The organism is Thermus islandicus DSM 21543 (assembly GCF_000421625.1).
Lineage (GTDB): Bacteria > Deinococcota > Deinococci > Deinococcales > Thermaceae > Thermus > Thermus islandicus.
Window position 1 is genome coordinate 22,688 of sequence record NZ_ATXJ01000005.1, and the last position, 14,751, is coordinate 37,438.

Below are 14,751 nucleotides of genomic sequence, written 5' to 3' on the forward strand. Positions count from 1 at the left end.
CGCTTCCCGGGCTAGGCCCCTCCTTCCTTCTCCATCTCCCAGGTGAGGTCCCGCAGGAGCCACCCCCGCCCTGGAGGGGAGAGCTCCCCTGAGCCCAGGGTCTGGACCAGATAGCGGCGCACCAGCCCCACCGGAACCCCCTGGGCGATGACCTCCCCTAGGTTCCGGCTGCCGTCCAGAAGGCCCTGGAGTCGGCCGAACTCCTCCAGGGTCTTGCCCTTCCTGCCCTGGTAGCGGATGCGCAGGGCGTACCAGGCGTAGCGGCGGAGGGGGTAGAGGTCCCCCTCCCTGACCCCCATGTAGGCCCGCTCCATGGCGATGAGGAGGGGAACCCCCCAGGCCTTGGCGGCGGCGCGGACGCTTCTTCCCCCCTGGAAGACCTCGTAGGGGCTCTTGGGGCGGATGGCCTCCAGGACCCGGCTCGGGGAGTCTATGAGGGTGCGGAACCGGTCCCACTCGTCGTTCACCCGCGCCCATTCCCCGAGGAGGGTGGCCAAGGGGAGAAGGGGAGGTTCGGCGCCCGGGGGGCCGGGCTGGAAGCGGAAGGTCCCCTCCTTGGGGTGGAGGGGGAAGGTGAAGAGGGCCTCGAGGCCTTCCCAGTCCAGGATGTGCGCCCCCACCACCTCCCCGGAGGCGAAGCGGAGGGTGAGAGGGAGAGGCCCGGTCCGCACCTCCAGGACGCCTGAGCGCCGGTGGTGGTGGACCAGCTCCAGCACCTCCGTGAGGGGGATGGTGTTCAGGTTTCCTTCCAAAGGTACCCCTCCCCGATGTTCAGCACCAGCCTACGCCCTTCCCCCCCGTAGGAGGCAAGGGCCTCGAGGACGGCTTCCTCCCTCCCCTCCCGGACCAGGGCGGCCACCGTGGGCCCCGCCCCCCCCACGAAGGCCGCCAGGGCGCCCGCCTCCAGGGCCCCCTCTATGGCCTCCAGGGCCCCGGGCATGAGGTGGGCCCGGTGGGGCTGGTGGAGGCGGTCGCGGCAGGCCTCCTTTAGGGCCTCGAGCCTTGCCGTAGCGAGGGCCGCGGGCCAGAGGGCGCTCCGGGCCAGGTTGAAGACGGCGTCCTCCAGGGGCACCTTCCGGGGCAGGGCCTCCCGGGCCAGGGGGGTGGGGACCTCGTAGGGGGGCACGGCCAGGACGAAGCGCACCCCTTCGGGCCTAGGCAGGGGGATGGCCAAGGGGGGATGGCTCAGGGCGGCCACGAAGCCCCCGTAGACGGCCGGGGCCACGTTGTCCGGGTGGCCCTCCACCCCTGCCGCCACCCGGAAGACGCCGTCCCGCCCGAGCCTTCCCCCGGAGAGGCGGTCCGCCAGGGCCACCCCCGCCACCAGGGCGGCGGAGGAGCTCCCCATCCCTCGGGCCAAGGGGATGGGGTTGAAGGCCTGGACCCTTAGGGGGGTGGGCGCAAGCCCCAGGGCCCGCATCCCTGCCCGGTACCCCTCGTGGATCAGGTTGTCCGTCCCCTCCACGTGGCCCTCTCCTTCGTAGAGAAAGGTGTCCTCCGGGGCGGGGGCGGCCTCCACCTCGAGGTAGAGGTCCAGGGCCACGCCCAAGGCGTCAAAGCCCGAGCCCAGGTTGGCCAGGGTGGCGGGGACGTAGAGACGGGGAAGGGGCTCCATAAGTCCCGACCCAGCATACCAGGACTTTCCCTGGGGTCTTGACAAGAAGAACCCTATCTTATACCACCCCATGCGGGCTTGCGCCCGCATGGGGGCCACGGTAGAAAGTCCCCGCGAATTTTTCTGCACCTAGGGGCGCAGGAAAAAGCCCGGGGGCACCCTGCCCTCCTGGAGGAGCCTCCTTGCCCGGGGCAGGGCTTCCGCCACCTCCCGGGCGAGGAGCCCCACCCCCTTCTCCTCGGCCAGGAGGTCTCCGGCGAGGCCGTGGAGAAAGACCCCAAGCCTCGCCGCATCAAAAGGGGGTAGCCCCGCCGCCAAAAGGGCGGCGATGGCCCCCGCGAGCACGTCCCCCGTCCCCCCCGTGGCCAGGGCGGGGTTCCCCGTGGGGTTCACGCAAAGCCGCCCGCCTTCCGCCACCACCGTGGGGTTTCCCTTAAGGACCACGGCGAGCCCCGTGGCCTGCGCCAGGGCCCGGGCCGCCCCCAAGGGGTCTTTCGCCACCTCCTCCGGGGAAAGGCCCAGAAGCCTCCCCGCCTCCCCCGCATGGGGGGTGAGGACGGCGGGGACGCCCGCCTTCCGGTAGGCCTCGGCCACCTCGAGGTGGAGGGCGTCGGCGTCCAAGACGGTGGGGAGGCCTGCCTTTAGGGCCTCTAGCGCCCACTCCCTGCCCCACGGCCCCCCGCCCATCCCCACCGCGAGGGCCTCCACCTTGAGGGGCGGGAGGGTGGGGCGGGAGGCGGGGTGAAACACGGCCTCCAGGGGCTCCAGAGGGGCCCCCTCCGGCGCCACCAGGTGCACGAGCCCCGCCCCCATGCGGTAGGCCCCGAGGGCGGCGAGAAGGGGTGCCCCGGCGTAGCGGAGGTCCTCTCCCCGGTACCCCCCCAAGACCCCTACCCGGCCCACGCTCCCCTTGTGGGCGGTGAGGGGGCGCCGGGGGAGGAGGGGCCTTAGGGCCTCGGGGGTGGCCACCTCGGGGAGGTCCTCCCGCTCTAGGAGGGCCTTAGGCAGGCCGATCTCGGCCAGGTAGAGCCTGCCGCAGGCCTCCCTCTTCAGGAGGTGGGGGGTCTTGAGGGCGGCGAAGGCCACCGTGGCCGTGGCCCTGACGTGAGGGCTAAAGGGGAGGCCCGAAGGCAGGTCCAGGGCGAGGACGGGAAGGCCTGCTTGGTTCACCCGCTCCACCAGGCCCGCGTAAAAGCCCGTGAGGGGCCCCTTGAGCCCGGTGCCGAAGAGCGCGTCCACCACCACCTCCCCTTCCTGAAAAAAGGCCTCCTCCAGGGGGCGCACCTCCACCCCATGGGCGAGGAGGGCCTGAAGGGCGAGAAGGGCATCCCCTGCCTGGCCCGAGGCGGCGTGGACCCGCACCCTCACCCCTTCCAGGAAGAGGTGCCGGGCGAGGACGAGGCCGTCTCCGCCGTTATTCCCCTTGCCGGCGAGGACGAGGGCGGGAGCCTTCCCGAAGAACTCCAGGTACACCCTTGCCGCCTTCATCCCCGCCCACTCCATGAGGAGGAGGCTCGGGTAGCCCATTTCCACCGCCTTCTGATCCGCCTCCCGCATGGCCTCGGGGGTGAAGAGCCGCATGAGCCCAGGATACCTGGGCTAGGATGGAGGGGATGGAGGGCTTGGCCGAGGCAAGAAGGCGGCTTGCCCGGGCGGAGCGGGTAGCGGTCCTCACCGGTGCGGGCATCTCCAAGCCCTCGGGCATCCCCACCTTCCGAGACGCCGAGGGGCTTTGGCGGAACTTCAACCCCCTGGAGTACGCCACCCCCGAGGCCTACGCCAAAGATCCCGAAAAGGTCTGGGCCTGGTACGCCTGGCGGATCCAGAAGGTGCGACAGGCCCAGCCCAACCCCGCCCACCTGGCCCTGGTAGAGCTGGAGAGGCGGGTTTTGGAGAGGGGAGGACGCTTCCTCCTCGTGACCCAGAACGTGGACGGCCTCCACGCCCTTGCGGGAAGCCAGAACCTGGTGGAGCTCCACGGGAACATCCTCCGGGCCCGGTGCGAGGCCTGCGGGAAGCGCTTTCCCTTGCCCGAGGCCTTCACCCCGCCCCCCGTCTGCCCCGGGTGCGGCCGCCGGGCCCGGCCCGACGTGGTCTGGTTCGGGGAGCTCCTGCCGGAGGGGGCTTGGGAGAAGGCAGAGAAGGCCTTTGCCCAGGCGGATTTTGCCCTGGTGGTCGGCACCAGCGCCGAGGTGGAGCCCGCAGCCTCCCTGGGGCGGATCGCCTTCGCCTCCGGGGCCTACCTGGTGGAGGTGAACCCCGAGCCCACCCCCCTCACCCCCCTGGCCCACCTTTCCTTGCGGATGGGGGCGGTGGAGGGGATGGCGGCCCTTCTGTGAGGGGAATGAGCCGCTTGTTACGCTTTCTCGCCGACCTGGCCACCCTGGCCCGGGCCGGGGTGGTGGGCTGGGTCCTGCTCCAGGTGGGCCTGGGGCCGGAGGCCTTGGAGCGGGTGGTTCGCCTGCTCCTCCTGGGCTGGAGCTTGGACGTTTTGGACGGGGTTCTCGCCCGGGCTTCCGGGAGGTCCTCCCCCCTGGCCGCCTGGGACTATCCCCTGGACGCGGGCCTGGCCTGGGCGGGCTGGGCCTACCTGGCGGGGGCGGGGCTTGTGCCCGCGGGGTTCGCCTGGGCCTGGATGGTTTTGGCGCTGGTCCTCCTCCTCCGCCACCCCCAGAAGAGCCTTTCCATGCTCCTCCAGGTGCCCCCCACCTTCGCGCCTTTTCTGGTGGCCTTTAGCCTGGCCCCTGCGGCCTTCCGGGAGGCGGCGCTTTGGGCGGTCCTGGCCTTGCTTCTGGACGGCCGCCGCTTCCTCGGGGTGGTGCGGGAGTTCCTGGAAGAGGCCTTCTTCGGGGGCCGCCGCGCCTGATGCCCCGCCGGAAGGTTAGGGCCTTTTCCCCGTCCCGACCTAGGCTTCCTCCCGCCTGCCCCGGAAGACCAGGCGGAAGGGGATCTCCTTTAGCCCCAGGTCCTCCCCGATGCGGTTTTTCAGGTAGTTCTCAAAGGCCCGGGTGACGAACTCGGGGTGGTTCACGAAAAAGACGAAGGTGGGCGGGGCCACCTGGGCCTGGGTGGCGTAGAGGATCTTGAGGGGCTTTCCCTTGAAGTTGGGGAGCCCGACCTTGCTGGTCCAGACCCCCACCCAGCGGTTCAGCTCCGAGGTGGGCACGCGGGCGTGGTTCAGCTCGTGGAGGCGCACCGCCTCCTGGAAGAGCTTGTCCAGGTTCTGCCGGGTCAGGGCGGAGGTGAAGACCCGGGGGAGGGCCTCGAGGTGGGCGAGCTTTTCCCTCAGCGCCCGCCTCACCTTGGGGGCCTCCTCCTTCTTCACCAGGTCCCACTTGGTGACGACCAAAAGGACCGGTTTGCCCCTCTCCAAGGCCTCGTTGGCGAGCTTCAGCTCCCGGTCTCCCACCTGGAAGGGGTCCATCACCAGAAGGACCACGTCCGCCTCCTCCATGGCCCGGAGGCTCCGCTTTATGGCGAGCTCCTCCACCAGGCTTTCGGGCCGCTTGCGGATCCCAGCCGTGTCCACCAGGACGAAGCGCTGGCCCCTGAAGGAAAACTCCACGTCAATGGCGTCCCGGGTCGTCCCCGGCTCCTCGGAGACGATGACCCGTTCCTCCCCTAGGATGGCGTTGAGGAGGCTGGACTTTCCCGCGTTGGGCCGGCCCACGATGGCGAGGCGGAGGCCCGCCACCTCAGGCCCGCTTTCCACCTGGCGCACGGGAAGCCTCTGCCAAATGGCCTCTATGAGCTCCTCGAGGCCCCTCGCGTGCTCGCTGGACGTAGGGATGGGGTCCCCGAAGCCCAGGGCGTAGAGGGGCCCCAGGTAGAGCTCGTGCCTGGGGTCGTCCACCTTGGTGGCCACCAGGATCACGGGCTTTCCCTTCCTCCTTAGGTACTCCGCCACCTCGTAGTCCGCCTGGGTGAGCTCGGCCCTGCCGTCCACGGCGAAGAGGACCACCTCGGCCTCCTCCAGGGCCCGGTCCACCTTCTCCTGGATCTTCCGCTCCCATCGGTCCCCCGACCAGAGCCCGCCCGTGTCCACCAGGAGAAAGCGGCCTTGGTCCGTCTCCACCACGCCCTCCTTGAGGTCGCGGGTGACCCCGGGCACGTCGGCCACCACCGCGCTCCGTTTCCTCAGGAGGCGGTTGAAGAGGCTGGACTTGCCCACGTTGGGCCGGCCCACGATCACGACCCTGTGCATCTTCCCCCCACGAAAAGGGGCGGGGAGGCCCCCGCCCATACCCTCCAGTTTAGCACACCCTCGGCCTCTAGCCCCCTCGCTCCAGAAGGAGGTACCGGGCCTCCACCTCCCCCGCCACCTCCTCCCCCCTTAGAAGGTCCACCCCCCGGGGGACGGAAAGCCGCGCCTCCTCCTTGGCGAAGTAGGCGAGGACTTCCTGCCCCCCAAGCCTCCTGCGAAAGGCCAGGACCCCCGGGGGGGCCTCGAGGGGCAAGAGCCCCCCAAGCCTCAGCACGGGGTGGGTCTTCTTGAGGCGGACCAGGCGGCGGAAGAAGGAAAGGAGCTCTCGGTCCCAGGCCCCCTCGTCCCACGGGAAGGGGGCCCGGCAGTAGGGGTCCCCCCGCCAGACCTCGTAGGGGTTCGGCTGGGAGAGGCCAACCTCATCCCCGTAATAGATGGCGGGGCTTCCGGGGAAGGCGAAAAGGAGGGCGTAGGCGGTCTTGAAGCGCTCCTTGTCCCCCCTAAGGCGCCAGAGGGCCCGGGGGATGTCGTGGGAGGAGAGGAGGGTGTACATGCTGGGGCGGAGCTGGGGGGGAAGGGCCTGGTAGTGGTCCAAGAGGGCCCGCCAAAGGTCCTCGGCCCCCAGGGCCACGGGGCTTCCGTGGAGGTCCCGCCCCGAGAGCCAGGCCATCACCGGGTGGGCGAAGCCCGCGTAGTGCATGGCCCCGTCCAGGGTGTGGGCCCTCAAGGTAGGCACGGCGTCGTAGGAGAGCTCCCCGAAGACCAGGGCGTCCTCCCTTTCCTCCTTGGCCGCCCGGGCCAGGGCCCGGAGCCAGCGGGCGTTTTTCCGGTTCGTCCCCCCTTCCCCAAGGGAGTGGGCCACGTCCAGGCGCCAGCCGTGGGCGAGGCGCATCCAGCGGCGGACGGGGGCCTCCTTCCCGAGCACGAAGCGCTCCTGGGTAAGGGGGGAGGCGTAGTCCAGCTTGGGCATGTGCTTCACGTCCAAGAAGCTCGCGTAGGTGCCGTCGGGAAAGAAGGTGAACATGCCCCTTTCAGGCGAGCTGGGGTCCTTCAGGGCCTTCTGGAACCAGGGGTGGGTCGCCCCCACGTGGTTGAAGACCCCGTCCAAAATGAGCTTCATCCCCCGGGCCTCGAGGGCCTGGTAAAGCGCCCTAAGCGCCTCCTCCCCGCCCAGGTGGGGGTCCACCCGGCGGTAGTCCTCGGTGTCGTAGCGGTGGCTGGAGGGGCTTTGGAAGATGGGGGTGAGGTAGAGGGCCTCCACCCCGAGGGCCTCGAGGTAGGGCAGGGCCTCCAAAACGCCCCACAGATCCCCCCCGTAGAACTCCCGGGCCCCGTCCTCCCCGGGAGGCTCGTGCCAGGCCTTCTTTCGGATGGGTTTCCCCCCGTAAAGCCAGGCCCCGTCCTTGGGGGCTAGCTCCGGGCGCCCCTGGCGGAAGCGGTCGGGAAAGATCTGGTAAAAGACCGCCCCCAGGGCCCACTCCGGAGGGAGGGGCTTCGTGAGGAGGTGGAAGAAGCGGTCGTAGCGGGGAAGGGTCTTCTCCAGTCCGTGGCTTCCCCAAAAGCCTTCGGGAAGGCGGAAGGCGTAGCGGAAGGGGCTCGCGTGGACGGGAACGCGCGCCTTCAGGCCCCCTTCCCAGGGCTCCATGGGCTTCGTGTGGAGCTCCCCATCCCGCTCAAAGAGGAGAAGCCCCTCCTTGGCCTCCGTTTCCAGCCGGATCTCCACCTCCTCCCCCAGCTCGGGAAAAGGAGGGTGGAGGTGCTCGAGGTCGTGGTAGTTCATTCTTTCACGGCCCCCGCGGTGTAGCCGGAGACGAAGTATTGCTGGAACCCGTAGAAGAGGAAGAGGATGGGCAAGGATCCCAAGACGCTCGCCGCGGCGAAGACCCCCCACTTGGTCTGGAACTGCCCCGTGGTGAAGCTCCTTAAGCCCACGCCCACGTTCCAGCTCTCCACCCCGGTGAGGACCAGGTTGGCCAGGACGAACTCCGAGTAGGTGCCCACGAACTGGAGGAGGAAGATGAAGACGAACATGGGGGCGGAAAGGGGAAGGAGGATCCGGGTGAAGACCTGCCACTTCGTGGCCCCGTCCACCATGGCCGCCTCCTCGAGGCTCGGGCTGAGGCTCTCCAGGTAGCCCTTGTAGACCCAGGTGCCGAAGCTGATGATCCCCCCGGAGTAGGCCAGGACGAGCCCGGTAAAGGTGTTCAGGAGGTCTAGCCGCGAGAGGAGGTAGTAGATGGCCACCAGGGCCAAAAACCCCGGGAACATCTGGACGAAGATGAAGAAGAGGAGGAGGGGATAGCGGCCGGGCAGGTGGCGGAAGCGGGCGAAGGCATACCCTGCCGTAGCGGTGAGCAAAACGGCGAGGAGGCCGGTTAGGCCGGAGATCAGGAAGGTGTTCCGCACCCAGAGGAGGAACTTGGCCTCGGTACCCTGCCCGGTGAACTGCCGGGGGGAGAGGAGAAGGACCAGAGCGAAGACGGCCAGGGCCAGGAGGAGGAGGAGCCTTCCTTGCCACAGGTCCATCCACGCTTCCTGCGGTAGAAGCCGCCTTAGGAGCCCGATGCCCGCCACCCCCAGGAGGGCGAGCCCCGCGAGGAGGGCGAGCCTCACCTGGTAGGGATAGAGGACCACGCCTTCCACCAGCTTGGCGTAGTTCTCCAGGGAGGGCGCGGGCAGGTAGGGGACGACCTTGGCATCCAGGAGGAGGAACCCGGTTTCGGGCCTTTTGAAGCTGAAAAGGTTGTTGGTGGGGTCAAAGCTCGCCGCCACCACCTGGACCACCGGGTAGTAGACGAGGAGGATCAGGACCCAGAGGAAGAGGTGGGTCACCCCCTGGAGGAAGAGGGGCCAAGGGCTCCGCCGCTTCCCCTGAAGGCGGTTGGTGAGGGCCACGTAGGCCAGGCTGTAGAGGAGGAGGAAAAGGGCGAGGAGGAGGAACCCTCCCAGGGCGTAGACCCAGCCGTAGGGCACGAAGACGCTCCCGAAGGCCACCTGTTTGCGGTAGGAGCCCTCGTCAAAGAGGCGGTTCACCGCAAACCAGTAGACCCCGTAGAGGGCAAGCCCCGAAAGGAGAAAGGCCAAGAGCCGCCGCATCTACCGCACCTCCCTTAAGGCCCCCGTGACCCGGAAGTTCACCAGGCTGATGGCCACGGTGATGGCGAAGATGAGGAGGCTGATGGCCGCCCCAAGGCCGTAGGCGGACTGCCCCTCGGCGCTGAAGGCCGTCTTGTAGGCCCAGGAGATGAGGATGTCCGTGGACTGGGCGGTGGCGAGCCTGCCCTCCTGGGCCGGCCCTCCCCCGGTGAGCAGGTAGATGATATAGAAGTTGTTGAAGTTGTAGGCAAAGGAGGAGAGGAGGATGGGCACCATGGGCTTTTCCAATAGGGGGAGGGTGATGCCGAAGAGGGCCTGCCAGGGAGTGGCCCCGTCCACCTTGGCCGCCTCGTAAAGCTCGTCGGGAATGGTGGAAAGAGCTCCCAGGGTGGCGGTCATCATGTAGGGGAAGCCGAGCCAGAGGTTGACGAGGAGGATGGCCACCTTGGCCCAGTCGGGGTCGTTGAGCCAGGGGATGGGGTAGACGCCCAAGACCCCGAGAAGGCGGTTGATGGCCCCGAAGTTGTAGTTGAGCAGGGCCACCCAGACCTGCACGGTGATCACGCCGGGAAGGGCCCAGGACACGATGAGGACCGTGCGGTAGAAGTTCCGGAGCTTGAGGCCCTTGTTGTTGAGGACGAGGCCCAGGATAAGGCCCAAAAGGGCGTTCAGGAGCACCGTGCTGGCGGCGAACACCACGTTCCAGAGGAAGACGGGAAGGAGGGCCTGGCTTGCCTGGGAGAGGATGAAGGCGAAGTTCCTTAGGCCCACGAAGCGGAAGGCGTTCACCTTGGCCACGTACTCCACCCTAAAGGGCGGGACGCGGTCCAGGACAAGGGCCGCTCCTTCGGCCCGGGCGATCCTGGCGCGCAGGCGGTGCCCTTCGGCGTAGACCTCCACGACCTCCCCCTGGCAGGGGTCGCACCGCAGGGCTTCCCGTACCGGTGCCTCCAGGAGGAGCCTTGGGCCCTCCTGCCCCACCACCCGGGTTTCGGTGGAGCGGTCGGGGAAGCCGTTCCGCTTTCCGGAGTAGTCGGTGAAGGCCAGGTACAGGGTGAGGCCCACCGGGTAAAGGGTGAAGACCAGGAGGAAGGAGAGGGCGGGAAGGAAGTAGTACCAGTCGGTAAGCCAAGGGAAGCGCCGGCCCAGGGCCACGGCCCCGGGGAGGAGGACCAGGAGGGCCACCGCTAGGATGGTCCAGCCCGGGGGGGCCAGGTAAACCTCCAGGAGGAAGTAGGCCAGGAGGCCCGCGCCCGTGGAGAGGAGGAGGAGGCCCAGGAGGAGGCCCAGGGCCAGGAGGAAGCCTTTAAGGCCGGGAGGGTGTCTCATGGTCCAAGAAGCCCCCCACAGGAGGGGAAGGCCCTGTGGGGGGCAGGCATGGGGCTACTTGCCGATGGCCTTCTTGATCTCGGCCACCATGTCCTCCACGATCTTCCTCACGTTGGAGTCAGGCCGCTGGATGGCGAGGCTGATGGCGTTCCCCCAGGGTCCCCAGACCTTGCCCATCTCGGGGATGTTGGGCATGGGGGTGCCCAGGGGGAAGACCCGGGAGAAGCCCGCCACCACGGGGTCCCTTTCCAGGGCCTTCACGGCGCTCTTGGAAACGGGGATGCGGCCGCCCGCCTGGTTGAAGGAGACCAGGTTCCGCCCGCTCACCAGGGTCTTGGCGAAGTTCACCGCAGCGGTCTTGTTCTTGGAGTAGGCGTTCACCACCACCCCCTGCACCCCCAGGAAGGGCCCCCAGGGCCCCTTGGCCCCGGGCGGCGTGGGGAAGGGGGCGATGCCGAAGTCAATCTTGGCCTTCTTGTAGTCCCCCAGGGCCCAGGGGCCGTTGATGATCATGGCCAGCGCCCCGTCCTTGAAGGCTCCGTCGGCCACCCCGTAGTCCACCCCTTCGGGCACCAGGTTGTACTTGAAGCGGAGGTCCTTGATGAACTGGAGGGCCTTTTCCCCCGCCTCGCCCCCGATGAGGAGCCTCGAGGGGTCCAGGTTGCCCCGGGCGTCCTTGGCGAAGACGCCCTCCGCCCCGAAGGCCTTGAAGAAGCCGAAGTTGAAGTAGGGGTCGCCGATGTTGTAGAGGAAGCCGAAGGTGGACCCCGTGGTGAACCGCTTGGCCAGGTCCAAAAACTCCTCAAAGGTCTTGGGGGGCTCCTTCACGTACTTCTTGTTGTAGATGAGGGCCACGCTCTCGGCGAAGGCGGGCAGGCCCATGAGCTTGCCCCCAAAGGTGAAGGCCTCCACGGCCACGGGCTGGAGGTCGGAGAGGTAGCTTGGGGTCACGTACTTGCCCATGGGCTCCAGGACCCCGGCCTGGGCCATCTCCCCGAGCCAGTCGTGGGGGATGGAGACCACGAGGTCCGCCGCCTGCCCCTGGGGGGCCCCCAGGATGAACTTCTGCTTGATGTCCCCGAAGGGAACCTCCACCACCTCCACCGGGGTCCCCGAGGCTTTGGTGAAGGCCTGGGCCTGGGCTTTGAGCCACTCCAGCTCGGGGCCGCCGAAGTGGGTCCAAACCGTGATCTTCCCCTGGGCGAGGGCCAAGGAGAGGCCAAGGGCCAAAACCGCCAGCGTCTGCCTCATATCCCACCTCCAGGCGCGTGGTAGCGTTTCCGCATAGGTTTTTCAGCGCGCCTTCGGGGCCAAGTATACCACCTAATGCCGGAGCGCAACCCCCTAAAGGAGGGCCCGCGCCACCTCAAAGGCGATGAGGGCCAGGATGCCCACCTCCACCGCCTGGCTCCTCAGGTGAGCCACCTCCTCCGTGACCATGGCGTAGGTGGCCTCGAGGGCCCGAAGCTTCTCCTCCAGGCTCCTTTCCAGCTCCCGCGCCCCGTAGAGCTCCAGGGCGGCCCGGTAGATCTTGGCGTAAAAGAGGTCCTCGGTGATGCGCAAGGCACCCTCCATCCTGGCCTTCACGTCGGCGATCTCCGCGTGCCGGGCCATGAGGCGGCGGCGGAGGCGCTGCAGCCTCCCGTACCCCCAAACCCCCCGCTGTCTCAGGACCAGGGGCACCGCTTCCAGCTCCTCCGTGAGCACCCGGTCGTAGTAGGAGAGCTCCAGAAGCTGGGCGTGGACGAACTCCACCAGGTCGGCCACGTCCCAGATTCCCTCCGAGTCCAGGATGAGGATCCGGTCAAAGCCGAGAAGCGCCAGGTCCTCCGTGGAGTAGCTGTAGCGGTAGCGGGCCATCTCCCGGCGCACCTCGGGGGCGAACTCCTCCCGGGTCCCCATCCACAAGGGGGTGAGGTCCACCGGGGGCTTATGGGCCTTGGCCCCTTCCAGGCCCAGGGCGTGGTAGACGGTAAACTCCTCGGAGAGGCGCTTTTCCTCCGGGCGGAGGAGAGCCCCTTGGAGGTAGGGCTCGAGGGCGGCGAGCTCGGCCAGAAAAAACCCTTCCCAAAAGGGGAGCTCGGGGAGGGTGAGGGCCTTTTCTAGGAAGGTCTCCCAAGGCACCCTCTCTCCCAGGTGGATCCGGAAGGAGAGGGAGGCCACCCCGAACTCGTAGAGCCGGGCGGTGAGGAGGCCAAAGACCCCTTCCACGCTCCGCACCCCAAGCTCTAGCTGGGCCGGGGGGTTCTGGAAGCGCACCGCCCCCAGCCTTGGCCGGGAAAGCCTGAGCCTCGGGGTCGCTAGGCGGCTTAGGTCAATCTCGTCCGCCAGGTCGTAGAGGCGGTAGAGGGCGAGGTGGGGGGAGAGGAGGTTCATTCCAGCCTGGAGACCTCCCGGGGTGGGGGACCCTCCCTGTAGGCCTCGAGGAGGGCCTTAAGCGCTCTTCCCCGGTGGGAGTGGCGGGCCTTCTCCTCCGGGGTCATCTCCGCAAAGGTCTTCCCCGCCTCGGGCACGAAGAAGAGGGGGTCGTAGCCAAAGCCCCCTTCCCCCCGGGGGGCCTCCAGGATCACCCCCTCCACGCTCCCCTCATAGGCCTCGGCGTGCCCGTCGGGGTAGGCCAGGACCAAAACGGCCACGAAACGGGCCTTCCGCTCCTCCCCCTTGAGGTGGCGCATCCTCTCCAGGAGGTAGACGTTCCGCTCCCGGTCGGTCTCCCTTCCCCCGTAGCGGGCGGAGTAGACCCCCGGCTCCCCGCCCAGGGCGGGCACCACCAGGCCCGAGTCGTCGGCGAGGGCGGGGAGGTCCGTGGCCTTGGCCACAAAGGCGGCCTTGAGGAGGGCGTTCTCCAGGAAGGTGGCCCCGGTCTCCTTGGGCATGCGCAAGGGGAAGTCGGCCAAGGAAAGGAGGGTCCAGCCCAGGGGGGCTAGGCCCAGGGTGAGCTCCCGCACCTTGCCGGGGTTGGAGGTGGCCAGGACCAGGCGCATCCCCTTCAGGATACTCCCTTGAGGGCGGCCACCACCTCCTCAGGGGTATCCAGAAGGGTGAGGAGGCGGAGGTCCTCGGGGTCTATGGCCCCTTGGGCCTTCAGGAAAGCCATCCAGGAGAGGAGCCCTTCCCAGTAACCCCGATCCAGGGCGAAAACGGGGAAGGGGTGGACCTTCTCCGTCTGGATGAGGACGAGGACCTCGGAGAGCTCGTCCAGCGTGCCGAACCCCCCGGGTAGGAAGACGAAGCCCACGGCGTAGCGCACGAAGAGCACCTTGCGCACGAAGAAGTAGCGCAAGGTGAGGGCGTGGGTCTGGTAGGGGTTGGGCTTTTGCTCGTGGGGAAGCTCTATGTTGAGGCCTACGCTCACCCCGCCCGCCTCGTAAGCCCCCCGGTTCACCGCCTCCATCACCCCGGGGCCGCCCCCCGTCACCACGCCGAAGCCCGCCTGGGCCAAGGCCTTCCCCAGGCGGTAGCCCAGGGCGTAGGCGGGGTGCCCCTCAGAGAAACGGGCCGAGCCGAAGACGGAAACCAAAGGCACGTCGATTTCCGCAAGGACCTCAAACCCCTCCACGAACTCCGCCAGGATGCGGAAAAGCCGCCAGCTGTCCTCGTGGTGGAGCTGGTCAATGAGGGGCTTCTTGGGCATAGCCCTAGCTTAGCCTAAGGAGGGGAGCCCCCAGGCTGGGGTGGGATTAGAGCTCCTCCAGGTTTACCCGTCTGAGGGCCTCCACCCGCACCCCAAGCCGCCCGGCCAGGTCCTGGTAGCTCTCCGGGTCCCCGGTGACGTAGTGGACCACCCGGCCCTGGCCCTCGGGGTTCAAAAGCCCCTCCCGCCTCAGGGCCTCCGCCACCCGCCTGGCCGTGGCCTCCCCGGAGTCCAGAAGCCGCACCCCGGGGAGGACCTTCCCGATGGCCCCCTTCAGGAAGGGGTAGTGGGTGCAGCCCAGGATGAGGGCCTCGAGGTCCTTGGGGGCCTCTTCCAGGTAGTGCCGGGCCACCAGGAGGGCCACGGGGTCGTCCCAGAGCCCCTCCTCCACCAAGGGCACGAAGAGGGGGCAGGCCCGGGCCCAGGCGAGCCTCACGTACCGCTCGTAGGCCCGGCTACCCACCGTGGCCTGGGTGCCGATGAGGCCCACCTTCCCGTAGGCCCTGGCCTCCTCCGCCACCGGCTCCAGCACCCCGAAGACGGGCACGGAGAGGTCTTCCGCCAGCTCGGGAAGCGCCGCGGAACTCGCCGTATTGCAGGCCACCACGATGGCCTTCACCCCTTCCCGGAGGAGAAAGCCCGCGATTTCCCAGGCGAAGCGCCGCACCATGGGGAGGGGCTTCCCCCCGTAGGGGACGCGGGCGGTGTCCCCGAAGTAGAGGAAGTCCTCCCGGGGGAGGGCCTGGCGCAGGGCGGAGAGCACGGTGAGCCCGCCCACCCCCGAGTCAAAGACGCCGATGGGGGCCTTGGGGTCCTTCACGGCCCGCCATCATACCTGGACGGCCAAGGGGGGCTGCTATACTATCGGGGTTG

At 68.5% G+C, this 14,751-nt stretch carries 14 protein-coding genes; 2 read left to right on the plus strand and 12 right to left on the minus strand.

Annotation, left to right across the window (positions count from 1 at the left end; all coding sequences use genetic code 11):
• Positions 1-11: 11 nt before the first annotated feature.
• From H531_RS0106655 to H531_RS0106665, 3 genes are all read right to left on the minus strand, one after another.
• Positions 12-752 (minus strand): DUF4388 domain-containing protein, encoded by a 741-nt coding sequence (locus tag H531_RS0106655; protein ID WP_022798579.1) that lies wholly within the window; start codon positions 750-752, stop codon positions 12-14.
• Complete coding sequence (gene thrB, locus H531_RS0106660; protein WP_022798580.1) at positions 737-1,615, minus strand: homoserine kinase; 879 nt, start codon at positions 1,613-1,615, stop codon at positions 737-739. Before thrB ends, H531_RS0106655 begins: the two co-directional genes overlap by 16 nt.
• A 129-nt stretch (positions 1,616-1,744) precedes the next feature.
• Complete coding sequence (locus H531_RS0106665; protein ID WP_022798581.1) at positions 1,745-3,196, minus strand: bifunctional ADP-dependent NAD(P)H-hydrate dehydratase/NAD(P)H-hydrate epimerase; 1,452 nt, start codon at positions 3,194-3,196, stop codon at positions 1,745-1,747.
• Positions 3,197-3,228: 32 nt separating this feature from the next.
• Here H531_RS0106665 and H531_RS0106670 point away from each other — a divergent pair, with 32 nt between their 5' ends.
• Positions 3,229-3,954, plus strand: coding sequence for an SIR2 family NAD-dependent protein deacylase (locus tag H531_RS0106670; protein WP_022798582.1), 726 nt, complete (start codon positions 3,229-3,231; stop codon positions 3,952-3,954).
• A 5-nt stretch (positions 3,955-3,959) separates the two neighbouring features.
• Positions 3,960-4,481, plus strand: coding sequence for a hypothetical protein (locus H531_RS0106675; RefSeq protein WP_028490705.1), 522 nt, complete (start codon positions 3,960-3,962; stop codon positions 4,479-4,481).
• A 39-nt stretch (positions 4,482-4,520) separates the two neighbouring features.
• On the opposite strand, the gene der is transcribed toward H531_RS0106675, so the two are convergent.
• The 9 genes from der to murI all read right to left on the minus strand — a co-directional run bounded on the left by der (position 4,521) and on the right by murI (position 14,698).
• Positions 4,521-5,819 carry a ribosome biogenesis GTPase Der gene (gene der, locus H531_RS0106680; protein ID WP_028490706.1) on the minus strand — a complete coding sequence of 433 codons (1,299 nt, stop codon included), beginning with the start codon at positions 5,817-5,819 and terminating at the stop codon, positions 4,521-4,523.
• 67 nt (positions 5,820-5,886) lie between these two features.
• The gene (locus H531_RS0106685) at positions 5,887-7,599 is read right to left on the minus strand and encodes a glycoside hydrolase family 13 protein (protein WP_022798585.1); all 1,713 of its coding nucleotides are present in this window, start codon (positions 7,597-7,599) and stop codon (positions 5,887-5,889) included.
• Positions 7,596-8,915: a sugar ABC transporter permease gene (locus tag H531_RS0106690; protein ID WP_022798586.1), complete on the minus strand. Its 1,320-nt coding sequence runs from the start codon at positions 8,913-8,915 to the stop codon at positions 7,596-7,598. Before H531_RS0106690 ends, H531_RS0106685 begins: the two co-directional genes overlap by 4 nt.
• Positions 8,916-10,244 (minus strand): ABC transporter permease subunit, encoded by a 1,329-nt coding sequence (locus H531_RS0106695; protein WP_022798587.1) that lies wholly within the window; start codon positions 10,242-10,244, stop codon positions 8,916-8,918.
• A gap of 54 nt (positions 10,245-10,298) precedes the next feature.
• The gene (locus tag H531_RS0106700) at positions 10,299-11,495 is read right to left on the minus strand and encodes a sugar ABC transporter substrate-binding protein (protein WP_022798588.1); all 1,197 of its coding nucleotides are present in this window, start codon (positions 11,493-11,495) and stop codon (positions 10,299-10,301) included.
• Between the two features lie 93 nt (positions 11,496-11,588).
• Entirely contained in the window at positions 11,589-12,620 is a 1,032-nt protein-coding gene (locus H531_RS0106705; RefSeq protein ID WP_028490707.1) for a hypothetical protein, read from the minus strand.
• Positions 12,617-13,228 (minus strand): RdgB/HAM1 family non-canonical purine NTP pyrophosphatase, encoded by a 612-nt coding sequence (gene rdgB, locus H531_RS0106710; protein WP_022798591.1) that lies wholly within the window; start codon positions 13,226-13,228, stop codon positions 12,617-12,619. Before rdgB ends, H531_RS0106705 begins: the two co-directional genes overlap by 4 nt.
• Before the next feature lie 5 nt (positions 13,229-13,233).
• Entirely contained in the window at positions 13,234-13,878 is a 645-nt protein-coding gene (locus H531_RS0106715) for an LOG family protein (RefSeq protein WP_022798592.1), read from the minus strand.
• Between the two features lie 46 nt (positions 13,879-13,924).
• On the minus strand, positions 13,925-14,698 hold the full coding sequence (gene murI, locus H531_RS0106720; protein WP_022798593.1) for a glutamate racemase: 774 nt from the start codon (positions 14,696-14,698) through the stop codon (positions 13,925-13,927).
• Between the last annotated feature and the right edge of the window lie 53 nt (positions 14,699-14,751).

Excerpts from the sequence above, each read along its gene's own strand:
- thrB (WP_022798580.1), bottom strand. The coding sequence starts at position 1,615 with ATGGAGCCCCTTCCCCGTCTCTACGTCCCCGCCACCCTGGCCAACCTG.
- H531_RS0106665 (WP_022798581.1), bottom strand. The coding sequence starts at position 3,196 with ATGCGGCTCTTCACCCCCGAGGCCATGCGGGAGGCGGATCAGAAGGCG.
- H531_RS0106670 (WP_022798582.1), top strand. The coding sequence starts at position 3,229 with ATGGAGGGCTTGGCCGAGGCAAGAAGGCGGCTTGCCCGGGCGGAGCGG.
- H531_RS0106675 (WP_028490705.1), top strand. The coding sequence starts at position 3,960 with ATGAGCCGCTTGTTACGCTTTCTCGCCGACCTGGCCACCCTGGCCCGG.
- der (WP_028490706.1), bottom strand. The coding sequence starts at position 5,819 with ATGCACAGGGTCGTGATCGTGGGCCGGCCCAACGTGGGCAAGTCCAGC.
- H531_RS0106685 (WP_022798585.1), bottom strand. The coding sequence starts at position 7,599 with ATGAACTACCACGACCTCGAGCACCTCCACCCTCCTTTTCCCGAGCTG.
- H531_RS0106690 (WP_022798586.1), bottom strand. The coding sequence starts at position 8,915 with ATGCGGCGGCTCTTGGCCTTTCTCCTTTCGGGGCTTGCCCTCTACGGG.
- H531_RS0106695 (WP_022798587.1), bottom strand. The coding sequence starts at position 10,244 with ATGAGACACCCTCCCGGCCTTAAAGGCTTCCTCCTGGCCCTGGGCCTC.
- H531_RS0106700 (WP_022798588.1), bottom strand. The coding sequence starts at position 11,495 with ATGAGGCAGACGCTGGCGGTTTTGGCCCTTGGCCTCTCCTTGGCCCTC.
- H531_RS0106705 (WP_028490707.1), bottom strand. The coding sequence starts at position 12,620 with ATGAACCTCCTCTCCCCCCACCTCGCCCTCTACCGCCTCTACGACCTG.
- rdgB (WP_022798591.1), bottom strand. The coding sequence starts at position 13,228 with ATGCGCCTGGTCCTGGCCACCTCCAACCCCGGCAAGGTGCGGGAGCTC.
- H531_RS0106715 (WP_022798592.1), bottom strand. The coding sequence starts at position 13,878 with ATGCCCAAGAAGCCCCTCATTGACCAGCTCCACCACGAGGACAGCTGG.